Below are 18,049 nucleotides of genomic sequence, written 5' to 3' on the forward strand. Positions count from 1 at the left end.
GGGGGCGGCTACCCCGGGTGGTTCGCGCGGGAGCGGTCGGTGTCGACCAGCCCGGCCTCGTACGCGAGGACGGCGGCCTGGGTCCGGTTGTCCAGCCCCAACCGCGTCAGCATGCGCGACGCGTACGTCTTGACGCTGGCCAGGGAGAGGTGGAGCGTCTCGGCGATCCGCTGATTCGTGTGCCCGGCTCCGATCAGCGCGAGCACCTCGCGCTCGCTGTCGGTCAGCCCGGCGATCTTCTCCATCATGCCCTCGAAGCCGACCGGTGTGCGCGCGTGCGCCCGGCTGACCAACTGCGCCATGATCTCGGGCGACATCACGGTGCCGCCCGCGGCCACCGTGCACACCGCGGTGGTCAGTTCGCTCCCGCTGAGGTCCTTGAGCAGGAAGCCGGAGGCGCCCGCCTGCAACGCCCGGATCACCAGGTCGTCGGTCTTGAAGGTGGTCAGGACCAGGACGCGTGGCGGGTCGTCCAGGCGCAGCAACTGGAGCGTGGCCTCCACACCGCCGATGTGCGGCATGTGCAGGTCCATGATGACGACGTCCGGGCGGAGCTCCCGGGCAGCGCTGATCGCTTCCGCGCCGTCGGCCGCCTCCCCGACGACGGCGAGCCCGTCGGAGGTCGCCAGGACCGAGCGCAGGCCCGAACGGATGAGGGCCTGGTCGTCAACAATCAGGACGCGGATCGTCACCGGCATTTCCTTCACTGCGGCAGGGACGCCGCCGAGCAAGGGCGGCGGTACGTCGTGGTGTCGGGGGTGCCGGGTCGACGGCACGGTGCGCGCCGGGGCAGGTGCCGCGGCAGCGGGCCACGGTGGGCATGAAACACCATATGTCACTTCTTCTCGGGAGCTCCTCCACGCCGGCCGGTGGGCGCGGGAGGTATCAACCATCGACGCCGACTGTCGACGACCGACGGCCTTGCGCGGTACGCGGAAGCTCATAACCTCGGCCCCAGTTCGCCCTCCGCGACCGCCGTTTCCGTCCTCGCCCTCCAGACACAGAACCCCGCCTCGACACGACAGACAGGGCCAGACATGCCTGGGTACGACTTCCACCCCCACCAGGAACACCGCAAGCGGCAGCAGAAGAAGATGCGGGAGGTGAAGAAGGAGCTCGGGCCCTTCGCGCGGAACGGTCCGTGGGCCGCCCCGGCGGCGGGCCGTGACCACCGGTCCATGACACCGGCCCAACTGTTCACGCTGGCGCTCTACATGAGCTCGACCCTGCCGAACGGACTGCCCGAACGCCCCGGCACCCTCCCCGCGTCCCCCGGAGCGGTACGGGAGCCGGGCTCCGAACCGCAGCAGCGGGGCGGCACGGGGCCGCAGGCGGAACCCTCCGTCACGGAGCCCGCGGTCACGGAGCCCGCGGTCGCCGAAGCCGCGGCGTCACCGGGCATGCTCGCCGCGCTGGACGCCTGGGCCAAGGGCGGTTGGGATCCCCTGCCCTTCCCGGGCGCCCACGGCGCGCCCGCCGCCGCTTCCGGGACGGGCGCCGGCAATGTCCCGCCGTTCGACGTCGATTCGATTCCCCTGCACGTGGACCCGCCGTCCTTCCTCGCCCGTCACAAGCACAAGGTGTTCCGTACGGCGCTGATGAGTCCGGTCTATTCCCCGCAGGGGGAAACCCTCCGGTCCACTCCGTGGAACACGGTGGAGAGGTACGCGCACCACCGCAGGACCCGCCACCCGGACATCTGCAAGGTCCAATGGCCGGACGGGGACATCACCCGGCTCAGGATCAGATGCGACCCGCCGGTGACGGACGACGGGCGCTTCCTCAGCTATGTCCACGTCAGCATCGGCTTCAAGGACGGCCGGGCTCCGCTGGAGACGATCATGCCGGCCGACGGACGGTGGAAGTCCTCCACCGACGTGTTCAGCCCGGGGATCCTGAACGGGCACTGGAAGAAGACGTCCGACGTGACGGTCAGTCTCCTCGGCAGCGAGCACGTCGATGACACCCGATGGGGTACGAGGTTCACGCCGCCCCCCGCCCCCGCCGTGCACGTCTCGGTGGCCGGGACGACCAGCGGCCGGGAGGTGGCGACGCGTCAGCCGCTGCCCACCTACTCGCCGGCCGAGTACTCGGTGTACGAGCGGGCCTACCTCCCCTTCGGCATGACGACGGAGTACGCCAAGGTGGGCGCCGACCCCGACGGCGACACGAACGGCTGGGAGCACCTCGTCGACACCACCGGCATCAGGATCGTCAAGCCGGTGGGGGCGACGTTCCACAGGAGGATCGCCTACACGAAGACGTCGGGGTACGACCACCAGGTCGACTTCACCGCCGCCTTCCCGCGCACCAAGGACTACGACACGGTCGAGATCTGGGTGACCCCCACCCAGGGGAGCCCGTTCAAGGTGATGGACCTGGCCGCGGACGGAACGACCCACCGGACCGTCGAGGTGAAATCGCCGCGGCCCATCTCCAGCGTGTCGGCGAAGCCCCGGCAACCGGCCGGAAACCCCTGGACGATTCCGGACATGGAGTTCCGGGGGCGCCCGAACGCCTTCCCCGTCCAGAGCGATCCCGACTTCGGCCTCCGGCACCTGAACACGAAGGCCGGCAGTTCGGTCAAGCCGCACGACATCGCCTTCGACCCGGTGCCCGCCCCGTGGTACGCGATCTTCTCCGCCGACACCTGCCGCATCACGGTGCCCTCCGGTCGGTACGACGCCGCCCTGGCGACCGTCGAGCGCAGCGGGTACCCGGGCTACGACAACATCGACCGCACGGCGCACCCCCTGATCAAGGCGGGCACCAGCCTCGGCGTCGCGTGCCCGGACAAGTCGACGACCACCATCACGCCGATCCTGTGGCCCGGCCGGTACCGCCCGGGACCGGTGGCCGAGTTCCCCACCCCGCCGACCCCCGAAGGCATGACGGCCGTCGCCGACGGCCCCGGCTGGACGAAGAGCATCTCCCTGCCCCGGATCATCGACGAGGCGACGGGCACGACGGCGCCGGAAGCGCTCCGCTTCCCGGAATACGTCATGCGGAAGGAGAACGGAGCGGTCCGCTGGCCGCAGATCTGCGATGTCTACCTGGACCCGGCCCGCCCCGGCTTCCTCATGGTGGGATGCGATGCCAACGGGGCCTTCGACACGCTCCAGGTCGAGCTGACGGAAGGGGGCTCCTACCGGATCCACGAGCGCGTACAGGCCAACGGAACCGTGTACGCCGTCCAGCTCCCGAGCAATGCACCCGACCCGTTCGGCGGAGACTTCAGCCTCACCGTGACCGGCTGCCGAAGCACCTCCCACGCGCAGCAGGTGTCCTTCCCGGTGCCGCTCAAGACGATGGCCGAGGACAGTGGCAGCACCTTCGGCGCTGCGGTCGGAGCGGCCACGCGGGGCGCCGACGGGGGCACCATCGACCCCGGCGGGAAGAACGTGATCCTCGCCGCCGGATCACTGGCGAGCACCGTGACGGTGATGACGGGGGACCCCTCCGTTCCCGACGCCCTGGTGAGCGTGGGGAACACCGGCGTGGTCATGGTGAACGCGGCACGCTACGGCCTGCAGCGGTCCGGGGCCTACGTCGCGGCGGACGCCCTGGGCAATGCGGCGCCCGTTCTCTCCCTCGCGGTGAACATCGGCTCCCTGGTCAACAGCGCCTGCAAGATGGACAAGGGCGCGATCGTGCTCGACGTCATCGCCATCAGCGGCGACATCGCCGTCATCGTCCTCACTTCCATGGGCGTCGCGGCGGCGCCGGTGGCTTTCGTCGGCCTCCTCTTCGGGCTGCCCGCCTTCTTCATGAGCGGCTCGGTGTCCACCGGCCCCATGACGGATCCGGAACTCTTCTCGAAGGCCCTCGTCGACGACACCCTCCCGCTGATCAAGGCCGCTCTGGTCAAGGCCGAGGAGGACACCTTCGACAAGTTCAAGCAGAACCTGTCGGGAGACTTCGCTCCGGAGGCGCTGCTGACGGCCTTCCACCAGGGTTGGAAGGGAACCGCCGAGAGGATCACGCTCAAGCTCTTGGAACAGTGGGAGAAGAGCTGGATGGAATGGATCGACAACCTGAAGCCGATGCCGGGACAGTGGATCGGCCACACGTGGCATCAGGACACGTCCCGGGCCGGACCGAACTCCATGCCGCATACGGACACCCTCCGCAAGGGCCTGGAGAAGCACGGGTACTTCGGCTGGACCTCGGAGGGCGACGTGAAGGCCCTGTACCGGCTGCTCGCGCGGTCGACCATGGCACAGCTGCGGCAGAACGCCGACGTGCTCACGGGCGGGACGGGTTTCTCCTCGGACAACGTCAGGCTTCCCGACCTCGGTTCCTTCCTCTCCTGACGAGACACCGAGTGCGTTGTCACCAATATTCAGATGAGCTGACAAGTAATCAGTAGGGGTTAACTTTCTGCGCGACCCCTTATGTGACGTTGGCATGCCGGGCTGTCATATTCCTGTCAGATTGCCCGGCTCATCTCGTTGCACCCATCGGGGAAGGCAGGAACATGGGCAAATTCAGGTACGGAACCACGGCGTCGGTGATCGCGCTGGCCGCCTTGGGATCGCTCGCCGCCACGGGAGGCACGGCTCACGCGGAAGCGGGCCAGGACACCATCAGCATGCTGAAGCAGGAGAAGACCCAGTGGTGCTGGGTCGCCTCCGGGCTGACCATCGCCAAGTTCCAGGGCTTCGGCTCCACACAGGCGGACTTCTGCACCAGGGCCCAGCCCTACTACGGCTGCAACAACCAGCCCGCCACGCTCGACGACATGGCCAAGGGTTGGAGCAGCCTCGGCATGACCCACCTGGGCTCGGGCCTGAACAGCGCGGCCACGTTCAACCAGGTGTACACCGACGTCAAGGCCGCCCGGCCGATCGGCGCCCGCATCGGGTGGTCGTCCGGTGGTGGCCACATGAACGTGGTCTACGGCTTCGACACGGCGAACAGCACGATCGCCGTGGCCGACCCGTGGCCGGACACCACCACGTACACGTGGTGGAGCTACAACGACTACGTGAGCAACAGCTCCTCCAAGTGGACCCACTCCCGCATCGGCATCTCCCGCTAAGGCAGGCGACATGCGTGACACCAGTGGCACCAGCAGCACCGGCATCAGTAGCACCATGGTCTCCGGCGGGCGGGCGGCTCCCCGCGCCTCCCTCCTCTCCCTCTGCATCGCACTGAGCGCGTCCGCACTGCTGTCCGTGGTCGGTCCGGCCCACGCGGCCCCGGCCAAGGATCCGCTCCCCGCCGACATCCCCGACTACCAGGCCGCCCTCGACGCGGTGAAGTCCCCCGAGGTCCTGGGCGCCGTCTGCCGTTTCCTGCGGACTCCGCTGCCCGCCGGCGGCGGCGACGGGCAGGTGCAGACGATTCCCGACACCGTCGAACCGTGCCGGGGCCTCCCGGTCTTCACCGTCCGGGACCCGCTCGCACAGAACGAGATCACCCCGGGGTTCGCCGCGGGCACCGCCGCACCACTGCCCACCGAAGCGATCCGGCTGACGCGGTTGGTCTCCTCCTTGAGCACCACCGTCAACGGCCGCGACGCCACCGTCATGCTCGCCCCCACCCAGGGCGGCGGCTGGCACCTGGCGGGCGTGCGCGACGGCGACGGTGACGCCGCATACGCCGGCAAGGCCACCGTGGGCACGCTGGTCTTCACCGAGCCGCAGATCCGCGGCTGGTACCGGCTGGGGCTCACCACCGTCACCCCGCTCAACGACCAGGCCCGACAGGGGCTGGACGGCAAGGAGTCGGTGTCGCTGAGCGACTACCAGAAACTGGTCAAGGCCCGCTACGCGGACAAACTCCCCGGGTCGGAGTACGCGGGCAAGGGCTACTCCAGCGGTTACGGCGCCCCGCCCGGAGGTGATGACACCCCGTCCTCGGCCCTGCTGCTCGCAGGCGGCGGCGCCACGGCACTCGCCTTCGTCGGCGCGGCCGCAGTGCTGCGCCGCCGTCGGCGCACCGGCACCAGCACCGGCACCAGCACCGGTACCGGCACTGACACCGTCTGAGGCACACCCCGTACAACCGGCTCCCCGTTCCGGCAACCGGCCGGATCGGGGGGCCTTCGGCCCTGTCGTGCGGCGCGTCGAGTCGCCCCGGGAAGCGGCCGGGGTGGCCGCTCGGCGACGCGAGCGTGCGTGCGCCCGCCCGCCCGCCCGCCGGGAATACCCCGGCAGCACTCCTCGTTCCCACTCATGGTTGAAAGTGAAACAATCATGGAGAGGGAGCCAAAGAAGTCATGGGAGCCACGGGAGCCATGCAGTTCGGGATCTTCACCGTCGGTGACGTCACGGCCGATCCGACGACCGGACGCGCACCCAGCGAGCACGAGCGCATCAAGGCCATGCTCGCCATCGCGCAGAAGGCCGAAGAGGTCGGCCTCGACGTCTTCGCCACCGGCGAGCACCACAATCCGCCGTTCGTCCCCTCCTCTCCGACGACTCTGCTCGGCTACATCGGCGCGCGCACCGAGTCCCTGATCCTGTCCACGTCGACGACGCTGATCACCACCAACGACCCGGTGAAGATCGCCGAGGACTTCGCGATGCTCCAGCACGTCACGGACGGTCGCGTCGACGTGATGATGGGCCGCGGCAACACCGGCCCGGTCTACCCGTGGTTCGGCAAGGACATCCGCGACGGCATCGACCTGGCCGTCGAGAACTACGCGCTGCTGCGTCGGCTGTGGGACGAGGACGTCGTCACCTGGAAGGGCAAGTTCCGCACCCCGCTGCAGGCCTTCACCTCCACTCCGCGCCCACTGGACGGCGTGGCGCCCTTCGTGTGGCACGGCTCCATCCGCTCGCCGGAGATCGCCGAGCAGGCCGCGTACTACGGCGACGGCTTCTTCCACAACAACATCTTCTGGCCCGTCTCCCACACCCGGCAGATGGTGAACCTGTACCGGCAGCGCTACGCCCACCACGGGCACGGCACCCCCGAACAGGCCATCGTCGGACTCGGAGGCCAGGTGTTCATGCGCAAGAACTCGCAGGACGCGGTGCGCGAATTCCGGCCGTACTTCGACAACGCGCCGGTGTACGGTCACGGCCCGTCCCTGGAGGAGTTCACCTCCCAGACACCACTGACCGTCGGCTCGCCGCAGCAGGTCATCGAGCGCACCCTGTCCTTCCGGGACTACGCCGGTGACTACCAGCGTCAGCTCTTCCTCATGGACCACGCGGGCCTGCCCCTCAAGACCGTCCTGGAGCAGCTCGACCTGCTCGGCGAGGAAGTCGTGCCGGTGTTGCGCAAGGAGTTCGCGAACCTGCGCCCGGCCGGTGTACCGGACGCGCCGACGCATTCCGCCCGCGTGGCAGCGGTCCGGAACGCTCCGGTGACGGACGCGGAGGCATGATGAAGCTCGTCGTCGTCACAGCGGGCCTGAGCACCCCCTCCTCGACGCGCCTGCTGGCCGACCGCCTCGCGGCGGCGACCGTGGCGCACCTGGACGCCGAGGCCGCAGCGAGCGAGCTGATCGAGACGATCGAGACGATCGAGCTGAGGGAACTGGCGACGGAGATCGGCCAGCACCTCGTCATGGGGTTCCCGCCCGCGCGACTGGCCGCCGCGCTCGACGCCGTGGCCGCCGCGGACGGCCTGATCGCCGTGACGCCGGTCTTCGCCGCCTCCTACAGCGGTCTGTTCAAGTCGTTCTTCGACCTCATCGACAAGGACGCCCTGACCGGGAAACCGGTGCTCCTCGGAGCGACCGGCGGCACACCCCGGCACTCCCTGGTCACCGAACACGCCATGCGCCCGCTGTTCACCTACCTGCGCGCCCTCGTCCCGCCCACCGCCGTGTACGCGGCCTCGGAGGACTGGGGCGACGCGGGGCTGGACCACCGCATCGCCCGGGCGGGCACGGAACTGGCCCGCTTCATGGTCGCCGCCGCACCCACCCGTGCCTCTTCCGCCCCCTCTGTCCCCGCTGTCCCCGCTGTCCCCGCTGTCCTCACCGCGAGCGCTCCCCGCTCGCCGACCGGATCGATCACCTCGGTGGATCCGGCGGACGGCTTCAAGGTGATCCCGTTCGAAGAGCGCCTGGCCGCGCTACGGTCCGAGTAGGGGAGTTGCTCGACCTCTTCCGTCGGGTACGGCCTCTCAGACCCCGGTGGACAGTGCCACGTGGCGCCACTGGTCGAGTTCGCTCCGCACCAGATCCAGCTTCGCCTCGACGCGCTCGACCGCATCCGCACCCAGTTGCAGGCGCAGCGGAGGCTCGGCGACCTCGGTGAGGTCGACGATGGCCTTCGCCGCCTTCACCGGATCGCCCGGCTGGTGGCCGTCGTTCCTGGCCAGCGCCTCGCGCACCGGCCCGGCGCCGGCGAGGTAGTCGGGGATGGAGGCCGGTTCGACCCGCATGCTGGAGCTGCTGAGGAAGTCGGTGCGAAACCCGCCCGGCTCCACGATCGTGACGCGGACGCCGAGCGGCGCCAACTCACCGTGCAGCGCCTCGGAGACGCCCTCGAGAGCGAACTTCGACGCGCCGTACAAGCCCGCCGCCGGAGCAGTGGCGAAGCCGCCCACGGAGCCGATGTTCAGGACGTGCCCGGAGCGCTGGGCGCGCAACGTCGGCAGGGTCGCCCGCAAGGTGTTGAGCACGCCGAAGACGTTGACGTCGAACAGTGCTCGGGCGGCCTCGTCGGAGACCTCCTCGATCGCGCCGATGAGGCCGTAACCGGCGTTGTTGGCCACGATGTCGATCCGGCCGAACCTCGCCAGGCCGGCCTCCACCGCCGCCGCCAGCTGCTCCGGCTCGGTGACGTCCGCGTCCACCGCCAGCAGCCCCGCACGCCCTTGTGGGTACGCCCGGCGCACCGCGGAGGCGTCCCTCGCCGTGGCGATCACGCTGTGCCCCCGGTCCAGCGCCTCCCGGGTGATCTCGGCGCCGAGCCCACGCGATGCCCCGGTGACGAACCAAACGCTCATGTTCTCCCCTGTTCCACTGTTCCCCTGTGCCGCCGTTCTCATGACCCGACGGGCCGATGACCAGACGCTAGAACCTAGAGTCGGGTCTAGATCAACAGTCGGCTGAGGAAGGGGGTGCTCATGGACCTGAGCATCGGTGAGGTGGCGCAGCGCAGTGGACTGAGCGTGCACGCGCTGCGGTTCTACGAGCGGGAGGGCCTGTTCGCCAACCCCGTGCGCCGCCTGTCCAACGGCCGCCGGGTCTATCACGAGGAAGACCTGGAGTGGCTGGCCATCTGTACGAAGCTGCGCTCCTCCGGCATGTCCCTCGCGGTGATCCGGCAGTACATCGAGCTGGCCAGGCAGGGCCCGGGCAACGAACACGAGCGCCTCCAGCTGCTGCGCCGGCACGAGGCCCAGGTGGAGGCGCAGATACGGGAGTTGCAGGGCACCCTGGACGTGATGCGGTACAAGGTGCGCATCTACGAGGAGCACCTGGCCCGCGGTGAAGCCGACCGGCTCTGGAATCCGTCCTCCTCGGACGCCGCGCCCGACGGCCCCGTCGATCGGTAGGGCGGATGGCTCCGCAGGTGCGGCGCGGAACTCCGGCCGCCGCCTGGGTACGGCTCGCTTCACCGCACGAGGAACCTGGTGACCTGCCGCGCCACGCCCTCCAGGTCGGCGTCCGGCGGTAGCGGGAGCGTGCCGCTGAGCTGCAGCGCCGTGAATCCGTGGACCAGCGACCAGGCCGCCAACGTCGCGATCTGAGGGTCCCCGTCTTCGGCGCGGGCGGCCAGGAGGGCTGCGCCGCGGCGCAGTGATTCGCCCGCGCGGGCCCGGGCGGCGTCCAGGTCGGCGGAGTCCGTGTGGCACAGGCCGGGTTGGAACATCACCTCGAAGTGCCCGCGATGGGTCAGCCCGAACCGTACGTAGGCGACGCCGACCTCGGCGAAGTCGCCGCTCCGTTCCCAGGTGGCGTCGAGCGCGTCGGCGAAGAGGTCGAACCCTTCGACAGCCACTGCGGTGAGCAGACCGGCCTTGTCGCCGAAGTGGTGGGCGGGCGCGGCATGGGAGACCCCGGCCCGTCGGGCAAGGTCGCGCAAGCTCACCGCGGAGGCACCGGTTTCCTCGATGGCCTCGACGGCTGCGGTCAGGAGCGCGCGGCGGAGATCGCCGTGGTGGTAGCTCTGACGGTCTGCGGCGGGGCGGGACGCGGAGGAGGGGGTTGTCATGGGATCAGCTTACCTGGATCTAGGCATTGACAGGATTGGTGGGATGAGTGAATCTTTCCAGTGTCAAGTTCTGGGAATTCGAAGGGTGAACACGCAATGGCTCCCGTGATCGTGCTCGTCGTCGGTTGGATCCTGGCCCGCCTCGCGGGAATGCTCGGCCTCTCCGTTCTGGACGGCTGGCAGCCCGCGTTGTGCCTCGCGTTGGCGTTGATGTTCACGCTCACCGGCGTTGCCCACTTCACGGGGCGCCGAGCCGAGATGATCGCGATGGTCCCGCCCGCGCTGCCCCGGGCGGACCTGCTGGTGACGGCCACGGGGCTGCTCGAACTGGCCGGAGCCGGCGGCCTGTTGCTTCCTGTGACGCGCCCCTTGGCCGCGATCGGGCTCACGGTCATGCTGCTGGCGATGTTCCCCGCCAACGTCCACGCCGCCCGGTCCGGGCTCACGCTCGACGGGAAGCCCGTCATGCCACTGGTGCCGCGCACCTTCCTCCAGGTGGTCTTCGTGTCGGCGTGCGTCCTCGCCGCGCTCTGACCACCGAGCACCGCGCACTGCCCTGATGCGCGCGCAGCCGATTCGAAGGGAGGCGGTCCAGGCGTCCGCGACCACCGGTCCCGGGCGACGGTCTCTTGCCCCGGCTGCGGCGGAGCGCAAACGGCCGCTGCCGCTTCCGTCCACGCCGGCGCCCTTCCACCCGTGTTGACCTGCGGCGAAAGTAGTTCTTGCCCGACGGACACCGGTCCGGAAGGGACTCGGACCGGAAAGCGCCGCCGCGGGACGCGACCGGGTCGGGGCGCCAGGGCACCAGCCGACCAGGGTGACTTGCCGACAGCACTCAAGAACGGAAGACCTTCGTGATTCGCATGCGCAGCGCCCGGGACACCGCGGTCCTCACGCTCTTCCTCATCGCCCCGCACTTCGCTGCCGGATCGGCGCCCGCGGCGCCCCCCGAGTCGGCTCCGCCGCCGGCGGTGCCGGACTCCATGGGCCGCCAGTAGTAACGACCCGGAGCCGGGCACGGCCAGGCTCCGCCCGCACCGACCACCGGTCGACTCCGCAGCCCGATGGCTCGTAGCCCTCCTCGCGACGGGCCGGGCCCCAAGAGCACCCACGCCGTCAGGAAGCCACCCGAACGCGGACTTCCAGCAGGCGGCCGCGCCCGCAGGTCCGTCGATCGGCCTGCCGAAGTCGCCGCCGCATCCCCGGCCGCACGACTTCCCCGAAGGCCTCTCCCAAAAACCTTCCCCACGGGCCTTTCCCGCAGCCCTTTCCCACGCCCCGTACGCCGCGCACTCAGGCCGGCCACGCGAGGTTCTCCTCCGCGAGCTGACGAGGGCTGCCCACAAGCCCGACCGCCGTGGGACCACCGCCTTCTTCGCACCACCCACCCATCTGGAGTTTTCGATGACCCGTTCCCTGCGCCGTTCGTCCGCCACCGCCCTGCTCGCCGCGGGCCTCGCCTCCGTCGTGCTGACCAGCGCGATCCCGGCGCGGGCAGCACAGGCCCCCGCGGCGCCGGCCGCCTCGCAGACCACCAAGGCCGACACGGGCACCATCACGCCGTTCACGCCGACCGTGCCCAACCCGACCACCGCCACGAAGGCGGAGCTCGCGGCGGCCGCTGCCAAGACCGCGAAGCCCGGCCAGATGTTCCTGGCCCCGCAGGCACAGGCCGCCGCCGCCGATTCCAGCACCGGCGGTCGGATCAGCCGCACCGAGGTCATAGCGCGAGCCAAGACCTGGGCCGACGCCGGGGTTCCGTACAGCATGACGAGCTACCGCTCGGACGCCAACGGCCGCTACCGCACCGACTGCTCGGGCTTCGTCTCCATGGCCTGGAACCTCGCCTCCTCCTCGGCCAACAACTGGGGCGAGACGACGGGGAGCCTGCTGGACTTCACGTCCTCCATCGCCAAGGAGTCCCTGAAGCCCGGTGACATCCTGCTCAACCCCGCCTCGGGGGCCCTCGGCCACGTCGTCATCTTCAACGGCTGGGCCAACGCCGAACACACCCGGTACGACGCCTACGAGGAGGCCGGCAGCACCGGCGCGGTGCACCACGAGATCCCGTACCCGTACTACTCCGGCCACGGCACCTTCAGCCCCCGCCGCTACGACAACATCACCGACGCCGGTAACGGCGACCTGACGGGTGATGGGAAGGCTGATCTGGTGGCGCTTGAGGCGGATGGTTCGATCTCGGCCGCTGATGGTACGGGGGGCGGTTTCACCAACTACCACACGATTGCGAGTGGTTTTGGTCTGCATGTGAATGCGGACCGGTTGAATTACGTGGACGCGGACGGTGATGGGAAGGCGGACCTGATCGGTCTGGAGACGAACGGGTCGCTCACCTTGGCCAGGGGCACGGGTAGTGGTTTCACCGACTACCACACGATTTCCGGTGGTTACGGGGAGTACGTGAACAACAGTCGGCTGAAGTTCGGTGACATCACCGGTGACGGTAAGGCCGATGCGTTGGCGGTGGAGAGCGATGGGTCGCTGACCTTGGCGGTCGGGATGGGGAACGGTTTCACCAATTTCCACAACGTCGCGACCGGTTTCGGTGAGTACGTCACCGGTAGTCGGTTGAAGCTGGCCGACATCACGGGTGACGGCAAGGCCGACCTGATCGCTCTGGAGAACAACGGGTCGCTGACCATGGCCGTCAGCAACGGTGACGGGTTCTCGAATTACCACACGATCTCCGGTGGTTACGGGGATTTCGTCGGCAATGACCGTCTGCGTTTCGGTGATGTCACCGGTGACGGCAAGGCCGACATCCTCGCGGTCGAGCCCGACGGCAGCCTCACCCTCGGCACCGGTACCGGCGACGGTTTCAAGGACTTCCGCAAGGTCGCGACCGGCTTCGGCACCTACGTCAACGACCACCGCCTCCAGCTCGCCGGCTGACCCGCCCCGCGCGAGAAACCCCACACGCCCCCACGGGTCGCCATCCGTCGACCGCCCTCGGTCCGTCTCGCAGGTCCCGCCGCAACTCCGCGGCGGGACCGAGCCGTCCGGCGCCGTCACAGGATGCGGACCCTTCCTTCGCGGAGAGTGAGCACGTACCGTGAAGGGGTGCGATGCAGCCGTTGTGGGGCGCAGATCGATACCGGAAGCCTGCTGCTGATACGCGACCACGACGTCGCGAAGACGGTCCAACTGTTGCGCGGGGAACTGGACTTCCTGCGCTGCGCGACGGGATGCCACACGACCGTACCCGCCAAGGTCTTCTACTGGGCGTCCACCGAGCAGAGCCTGATCCGCTCGCACGAGTCGTCCGAGATCGGCACGCCCGACGCTCTGCGTGCGGCGCTGCGCGAGCGGATCGAACAGAACCAGAGCAAGGATCGGGATCGAAGCCGGGATCAGCGCGAGGACCAGGACCAGGACCCGTACCGGGAGTGGGTGCAGGAACTGGCGCAGGGGCAGGGTCAGGACCGGGGGCAGCAGCGGGAGGGGGCGAGCCTCCTCGCCGATTCGCCCGCCCACTTCAAGCACCTGGTCGGCGCACTGCTGCGGCTCCGGATCGAGGCGGTGCTCGGGTGGTTCACCGAGGCGGAGTACGCGGAGCTCGACCTGCGCTGGCGGGAGCTGACCGGGGCGGTCTACTCCGCGCTGGCGGTCGCCGCGGCGGGGGTGCTGCCGCGGGTCAGGGTCGACCCGGATGAGGGGGTCGCCGTCCTGGGCTCCTGCCAGGCGCGGACGTGGCAGAACCTCTGCGCGGCGTGGGCCCTACGGGCGCGCGGGTTGCCGAGGACCTTCGAAGAGGACCTGCGTACGTACGTGGACGGGTCACCGCCCATCGGCGACGCGCTCGGCCTGTTCTCCGCCGCCGTCGCCCGCGTCCCGCGGACCGGGGCCAAGGGCGAGCGCGAGTGGTTCTACTGCGCCCGGGCCGTCGAGGCCGTCCTCCACCACAGGGCCGGCCTGTCGAACCCGGCCTCCCTCGACTGGGCGATGGAGTACATGAGCCTGGAAATGCGGGTGCGGCGGGCCTGGATCGGTACGTCGCTCGGCGAACGGCTGCGGCTGAGCGAGGAACACCTGCGCCCCACCGTGTCGGCCTTCGACCTCGGCCGCCTCATCGAGCTGGAGAAGGGGCTCCGCATCGACGCCTTCCAGCGGCGGCCGCGCCGAGTCGGCAGGAAGTGGAACAAGACGGAGGAGCACATTCAGCAGGCGGCGGTCAGGGCGGGCCACCCGAACCTCGCCGCACGGCTCGCCGACCACATCGCCATCCGTTTTCCCGAGAACGAGGTCGGCGTCGCCCTGGCCGGCATGATCGACGGACTCGGGGTCGGGTCCCTCGGCATGGTGCGCTCCCAGATCTACTCGGGACTGGCGCACCACGGCACGGACGCGGACTTCGATCTGGTCCACGCGGCTCTGGAACGCAAGACCGGGCCGTTGAACGCCACGGTGCTCATGGGCGAGGCGCTGATCACCGCGCGGAACGCGGCGGGCGCCCTGCGCATGCTGGAACGCGTACAGGACCTCGAACCGGCACAGGACTTCCGCCGATCGGACCTGTCCGACGTCCGCGCCCTCGCGCTGACCCTCACCGGCCGCACCGAGGAAGCGCTCGCGGAGATCGGCGACCAGGACGCCTGGTTCACACCCGATCGCTGGCTCACCGCGGTCCACCCGTTCCCGCACAAGCACGTGATCACCACCGCCGTCGTGCTCCGCGAAAGCGGTCGGGTCGACCAGGCCCTGGCCCTCCTGGAACCGCAGTGGGCGAAGCTGCGGCCGAGCCTGCGCCCGTACGTCGCCGTGGAGCTGGCGCCGGCGTACTTCACCACCGGCAGGTTCGGCGACGCCGTGACACTGCTGAGGCAAGCTTTGGTCCACGCGCTCGAATTCTCCTCCCTCGTCACCCCGATCGTCCGGGCGCAGCTCCAATACGCGCTCCTGCGTGACGACGAGGAACCCGAAGAAGAACTGTGGGCCCTGCCGCTGCACTCGCTGGACATCCGCGGGCCGGGGGAGGTCACGAACCTCGGAGCCGTCCCGTACAGCCCCCTCGCTGACCTCTATGCCGCCATGGCCCGGCTGGAGGAGCTGCGACGCGGAGCCCCAGGGGCTGGAGCCCTGGACGGGCTGGCGGACCTGCGCGCGCGGGCGGCCTCCCGCGGCGACTGCTTCGTGCACCTCCAGGCCACCCGGGTGGAGGCCCTCGCCGAGGAGATCCGCGGCGGCGCCCCTGACGTGCGGGTCCCCGACGTGCGGGCCCCCGACTGGGGAGCCCTCGAACGGCTGGCCGTGGAGCAGTACCGGGTCGATCCGCCGGTCGAGTGCTTCGTGCGCCCCGCGGTCGCCGCGGTCTCGGCCGGCGCGCACCAGGACGCCCTCGGGCTCGTGCGGAGGGCCGACCGGCTCGTCGGCCGGGCGATGGAGGGGTTCTCCGACTTCGAGCAGGCCGCCGGCGTGGAGGTGGCGTACCCCGGTGACCTGCGGGAGATCCAGGGAGCGCTCCTGGACGGCGAGGGATGCGGAGAACTGCAACGGACGGTGGAGGAGCTGTGGAGGGACCCGGCGCGGCGGATGCTCACCTCGGGTGCCTCGGGTGCCTCGGGTGCCTCGGGTGCCTCCAGTGGCCACGAGGCCCGTGGCGCGTTCGCCGACGACCGGGCGCTCGCCGCCTTCTGCGACCGGACGGGGCTCGCACGCACCGCCGTCCTCGAACAGATCGAGCACGGCCCCGACCGGCGGTCGCTGGTCCTGACGCTGATCGAGGCCGGACGGACTCCGGTCACGGAGGTCGTCATGCCCCTGGACGATCTCGGTCCGCTCGCCGCCCGGCTCGGCACCCGCATCGCCAACTGGACCCCGAGCCGCCCCGGCGACCCCCTCGACGTCCCGCAGTGGCGGACGTTCACCAGCACGCTCCACGCCGTGCTCCGCGAACGGCTCGGCGCCGCCGACCACGTCGTCGTCATCGAGTCGCCGCAGTTGTACCGGCTGCCGTGGCACCTCGCCCTCGGGCCCTCCTGGACGTGCTCCTACGCGCCGAGCTGGGGATCGCTCATGCTGCGGCCGGACGCCGCGGTCGCACGCCCGGCCGTCGGTACGGTGTGCGCGCCCCGCTTCGGCGAATCCCGGGCCGTCGAAGCGGCCCTGACGGCGTCCCTGGTCGCGAGCCGGGCGGAGGCCGCCGCGGCCGAGCTCGCCTTCGCCTCGGCGGACGGGGAGCGGGCGGACGCCGCCGCGCTCGTCCGCATCCTCGAAGGCTCCGACCTCTGCACACTGCTCTGCCACGGCCTGGTCGACACCGGCAGCGCCTCCGTGTCGCTCCTGCTCTCGTCCGAGGGGCGGCTCCCGCCCGGTGACTCCCTGGCCGCCGCCCGTTCCGGCCCCGCCCACCGGTTCGACTGGCGGTCCGCGACGGCCGTCGCGCGCTCGCCCTCCGCGATCTTCTCCGCGGCCTGTTCGAGCGGGCTCAACCACGCCCGCGGCGGTCAGCAGGTCGGCCTGTTCAGCGCGCTCCGCCACCGTGGCCTGCGCACCCTGGTCGCGCCGCGCTGGGACATCCTCGCCGAGCAGGTGCTGCCGGTCCTCGACCGTTGCCGCGCCCTCGTGCTGTCCGGCAGCCCACCGGGCGTCGCCCTGCGCACGTCCTGTCTGGAAGCGGAACGGTCCGGCCTGCCCGGCTGGATCGCTTGGTCGATGGCTCTGGAAGGTGACTGGTAGATGACTCGGACCTTGACGTCGGCGTTGTCGGAGCGGGAGGTGGACCCCGACACCGTCCACCACACCCTGCGCTACTACCTCAGCGAACGGCTGGACGACCCGACCACGGAAGAGATGCGCGCCGAACTCGCCCGGGGATGGGGCCCGGACTTCGCGGCCGACCTGGACCGGCTCGCCGCCGACCCGCTGCTCCTGGAGAATGCCGCGCTCCTCGTCCTGTCGGGCGCCTGGGACGAGCCGGACCAGGCCGAGCGGATCCTCCGGATCGCCGCCGACGCCAAGGCCAAACTCCCCGTCATCGAGATCGGGATCATCAGCGTCGCCGCCATGTACGGCCTCTACCTGCTGCGCACCGGCGGCATCAGGCGCAGCCGGCGCACCACCATCCGGCGCGGGGACGGCTCGTTCGAGGAGCGGGAGACGGTCGACTACGCCGACCCGCTCGGCCCGATCGCCGCGCTCACGCGCTTCCTCGGTCGCGTGCAGCCGCCACCGTGAGGCGTGCCCCGCCGGGAGGGGAGCGCTGTGCCCGATGGCGGTGGCCCCCTTCTCCTCCGGTGAACGAGCCGTGGGTCCGGTCAGTCCGGCAGGCTCAGGTACAGGTCGCGGCGCGGTACGACGCCCGCCGAGCCCTGCGCCGCGAGCAGTTCCCCGACCGGCCCGTGGCCGGGCAGCAGCGCCGCCGGGTCCAGGCAGTACCAGGGCACGAGCACCCGGGCGCTGCGGTGCGCGGCCGGGTGGGGCAGGGCCGGGCCGGGTTCGGCGCGGACCCGGCCGTCGTACGAGACGAGGTCGACGCCGATCTCCTGCTGCCCCGGCCGGGTGCCGATGCCGTCGTGGTGGAAGGCCTCCTCGACCGCCCGGCCGCGTTCCACCAGCGCGGCGGGGAGCAGCGCGGTCCGTACGACGGCGATCGCGTGCAGGTACGGGGCCGGCGCTCCCGGCGGCCGCGGCGCGGACTCGCAGACGGGCGAGAGGGCCGTCACCTCCAGCCCCGGGGTGTCCCCGAGGGCGTCCACGGCGGCCTGCAGACTCGCCAGCCGGTGGCCCGCGTTCGCGCCCAGCGCGATGACCGCCGTACAGGGCGTGCCGAAAACGGGGGACGCGGGCCCGCTCGGGGTGTTCGGGACGTCGTGGGACATGTGTGACTCCGGGGAGAAAGGTGGTGCCCCGATCCTCCGCGGCCACCTCGGTCCGGCGAACTCACCCAACGGCCACTGCGCGTC

General features: G+C 70.5%; 15 protein-coding genes. 11 read left to right on the forward strand and 4 right to left on the reverse strand.

Annotated features, from left to right (window positions below):
- Window positions 1–8 precede the first annotated feature (8 nt).
- Window positions 9–692, reverse strand: a complete 684-nt coding sequence (locus ACIBEA_RS15330) for a response regulator (RefSeq protein WP_399260942.1) — start codon at window positions 690–692, stop codon at window positions 9–11.
- A gap of 345 nt (window positions 693–1,037) precedes the next feature.
- Here ACIBEA_RS15330 and ACIBEA_RS15335 point away from each other — a divergent pair, with 345 nt between their 5' ends.
- The 5 genes from ACIBEA_RS15335 to ACIBEA_RS15355 all read left to right on the forward strand — a co-directional run bounded on the left by ACIBEA_RS15335 (window position 1,038) and on the right by ACIBEA_RS15355 (window position 8,052).
- Window positions 1,038–4,313, forward strand: coding sequence for a hypothetical protein (locus tag ACIBEA_RS15335; RefSeq protein ID WP_399260944.1), 3,276 nt, complete (start codon window positions 1,038–1,040; stop codon window positions 4,311–4,313).
- 164 nt (window positions 4,314–4,477) lie between these two features.
- Window positions 4,478–5,041, forward strand: a complete 564-nt coding sequence (locus tag ACIBEA_RS15340; RefSeq protein WP_399260946.1) for a papain-like cysteine protease family protein — start codon at window positions 4,478–4,480, stop codon at window positions 5,039–5,041.
- 10 nt (window positions 5,042–5,051) lie between these two features.
- Window positions 5,052–5,993 (forward strand): hypothetical protein, encoded by a 942-nt coding sequence (locus tag ACIBEA_RS15345; RefSeq protein WP_399260948.1) that lies wholly within the window; start codon window positions 5,052–5,054, stop codon window positions 5,991–5,993.
- A gap of 248 nt (window positions 5,994–6,241) precedes the next feature.
- Window positions 6,242–7,342, forward strand: a complete 1,101-nt coding sequence (locus ACIBEA_RS15350) for an LLM class flavin-dependent oxidoreductase (protein WP_399261432.1) — start codon at window positions 6,242–6,244, stop codon at window positions 7,340–7,342.
- Window positions 7,342–8,052, forward strand: coding sequence for a CE1759 family FMN reductase (locus ACIBEA_RS15355; RefSeq protein WP_399261434.1), 711 nt, complete (start codon window positions 7,342–7,344; stop codon window positions 8,050–8,052). Before ACIBEA_RS15350 ends, ACIBEA_RS15355 begins: the two co-directional genes overlap by 1 nt.
- 36 nt (window positions 8,053–8,088) lie before the next feature.
- Here ACIBEA_RS15355 and ACIBEA_RS15360 read toward each other — a convergent pair whose 3' ends face one another.
- On the reverse strand, window positions 8,089–8,916 hold the full coding sequence (locus ACIBEA_RS15360; protein ID WP_399260950.1) for an oxidoreductase: 828 nt from the start codon (window positions 8,914–8,916) through the stop codon (window positions 8,089–8,091).
- Between the two features lie 120 nt (window positions 8,917–9,036).
- Between ACIBEA_RS15360 and ACIBEA_RS15365 the strand changes: the two genes are divergently transcribed.
- The gene (locus tag ACIBEA_RS15365) at window positions 9,037–9,468 is read left to right on the forward strand and encodes a MerR family transcriptional regulator (protein WP_399260952.1); all 432 of its coding nucleotides are present in this window, start codon (window positions 9,037–9,039) and stop codon (window positions 9,466–9,468) included.
- 59 nt (window positions 9,469–9,527) lie between these two features.
- Here the strand turns inward: ACIBEA_RS15365 and ACIBEA_RS15370 are convergent, their stop codons facing one another.
- A complete protein-coding gene (locus tag ACIBEA_RS15370; protein WP_399260954.1) occupies window positions 9,528–10,127 on the reverse strand; it encodes a TetR/AcrR family transcriptional regulator in 600 nt (199 codons plus the stop codon).
- 96 nt (window positions 10,128–10,223) lie between these two features.
- Between ACIBEA_RS15370 and ACIBEA_RS15375 the strand changes: the two genes are divergently transcribed.
- From ACIBEA_RS15375 to ACIBEA_RS15395, 5 genes are all read left to right on the forward strand, one after another.
- A complete protein-coding gene (locus ACIBEA_RS15375) occupies window positions 10,224–10,661 on the forward strand; it encodes a DoxX family protein (RefSeq protein WP_399260956.1) in 438 nt (145 codons plus the stop codon).
- Window positions 10,662–10,990: 329 nt separating this feature from the next.
- Window positions 10,991–11,125: a hypothetical protein gene (locus ACIBEA_RS15380; RefSeq protein ID WP_399260958.1), complete on the forward strand. Its 135-nt coding sequence runs from the start codon at window positions 10,991–10,993 to the stop codon at window positions 11,123–11,125.
- A 406-nt stretch (window positions 11,126–11,531) separates the two neighbouring features.
- Window positions 11,532–13,040, forward strand: a complete 1,509-nt coding sequence (locus ACIBEA_RS15385; protein WP_399260961.1) for an FG-GAP-like repeat-containing protein — start codon at window positions 11,532–11,534, stop codon at window positions 13,038–13,040.
- 147 nt (window positions 13,041–13,187) lie between these two features.
- The gene (locus tag ACIBEA_RS15390; RefSeq protein WP_399260963.1) at window positions 13,188–16,823 is read left to right on the forward strand and encodes a hypothetical protein; all 3,636 of its coding nucleotides are present in this window, start codon (window positions 13,188–13,190) and stop codon (window positions 16,821–16,823) included.
- Entirely contained in the window at window positions 16,824–17,321 is a 498-nt protein-coding gene (locus tag ACIBEA_RS15395; RefSeq protein ID WP_399260965.1) for a hypothetical protein, read from the forward strand.
- 80 nt (window positions 17,322–17,401) lie between these two features.
- On the opposite strand, the gene folK is transcribed toward ACIBEA_RS15395, so the two are convergent.
- The gene (gene folK, locus ACIBEA_RS15400) at window positions 17,402–17,965 is read right to left on the reverse strand and encodes a 2-amino-4-hydroxy-6-hydroxymethyldihydropteridine diphosphokinase (protein ID WP_399260967.1); all 564 of its coding nucleotides are present in this window, start codon (window positions 17,963–17,965) and stop codon (window positions 17,402–17,404) included.
- Window positions 17,966–18,049: the final 84 nt, after the last annotated feature.

Origin of the sequence: Streptomyces sp. NPDC051555 (assembly GCF_044454405.1) — a bacterium.
In the GTDB taxonomy this organism is placed as follows: domain Bacteria; phylum Actinomycetota; class Actinomycetes; order Streptomycetales; family Streptomycetaceae; genus Streptomyces.

Coding starts and splice junctions, on each gene's coding strand:
- ACIBEA_RS15345 (WP_399260948.1), top strand. CDS start 5,052: ATGCGTGACACCAGTGGCACCAGCAGCACCGGCATCAGTAGCACCATG.
- ACIBEA_RS15355 (WP_399261434.1), top strand. CDS start 7,342: ATGAAGCTCGTCGTCGTCACAGCGGGCCTGAGCACCCCCTCCTCGACG.
- ACIBEA_RS15395 (WP_399260965.1), top strand. CDS start 16,824: ATGACTCGGACCTTGACGTCGGCGTTGTCGGAGCGGGAGGTGGACCCC.
- ACIBEA_RS15365 (WP_399260952.1), top strand. CDS start 9,037: ATGGACCTGAGCATCGGTGAGGTGGCGCAGCGCAGTGGACTGAGCGTG.
- ACIBEA_RS15350 (WP_399261432.1), top strand. CDS start 6,242: ATGCAGTTCGGGATCTTCACCGTCGGTGACGTCACGGCCGATCCGACG.
- folK (WP_399260967.1), bottom strand. CDS start 17,965: ATGTCCCACGACGTCCCGAACACCCCGAGCGGGCCCGCGTCCCCCGTT.
- ACIBEA_RS15375 (WP_399260956.1), top strand. CDS start 10,224: ATGGCTCCCGTGATCGTGCTCGTCGTCGGTTGGATCCTGGCCCGCCTC.
- ACIBEA_RS15340 (WP_399260946.1), top strand. CDS start 4,478: ATGGGCAAATTCAGGTACGGAACCACGGCGTCGGTGATCGCGCTGGCC.
- ACIBEA_RS15385 (WP_399260961.1), top strand. CDS start 11,532: ATGACCCGTTCCCTGCGCCGTTCGTCCGCCACCGCCCTGCTCGCCGCG.
- ACIBEA_RS15370 (WP_399260954.1), bottom strand. CDS start 10,127: ATGACAACCCCCTCCTCCGCGTCCCGCCCCGCCGCAGACCGTCAGAGC.
- ACIBEA_RS15335 (WP_399260944.1), top strand. CDS start 1,038: ATGCCTGGGTACGACTTCCACCCCCACCAGGAACACCGCAAGCGGCAG.
- ACIBEA_RS15360 (WP_399260950.1), bottom strand. CDS start 8,916: ATGAGCGTTTGGTTCGTCACCGGGGCATCGCGTGGGCTCGGCGCCGAG.
- ACIBEA_RS15380 (WP_399260958.1), top strand. CDS start 10,991: ATGCGCAGCGCCCGGGACACCGCGGTCCTCACGCTCTTCCTCATCGCC.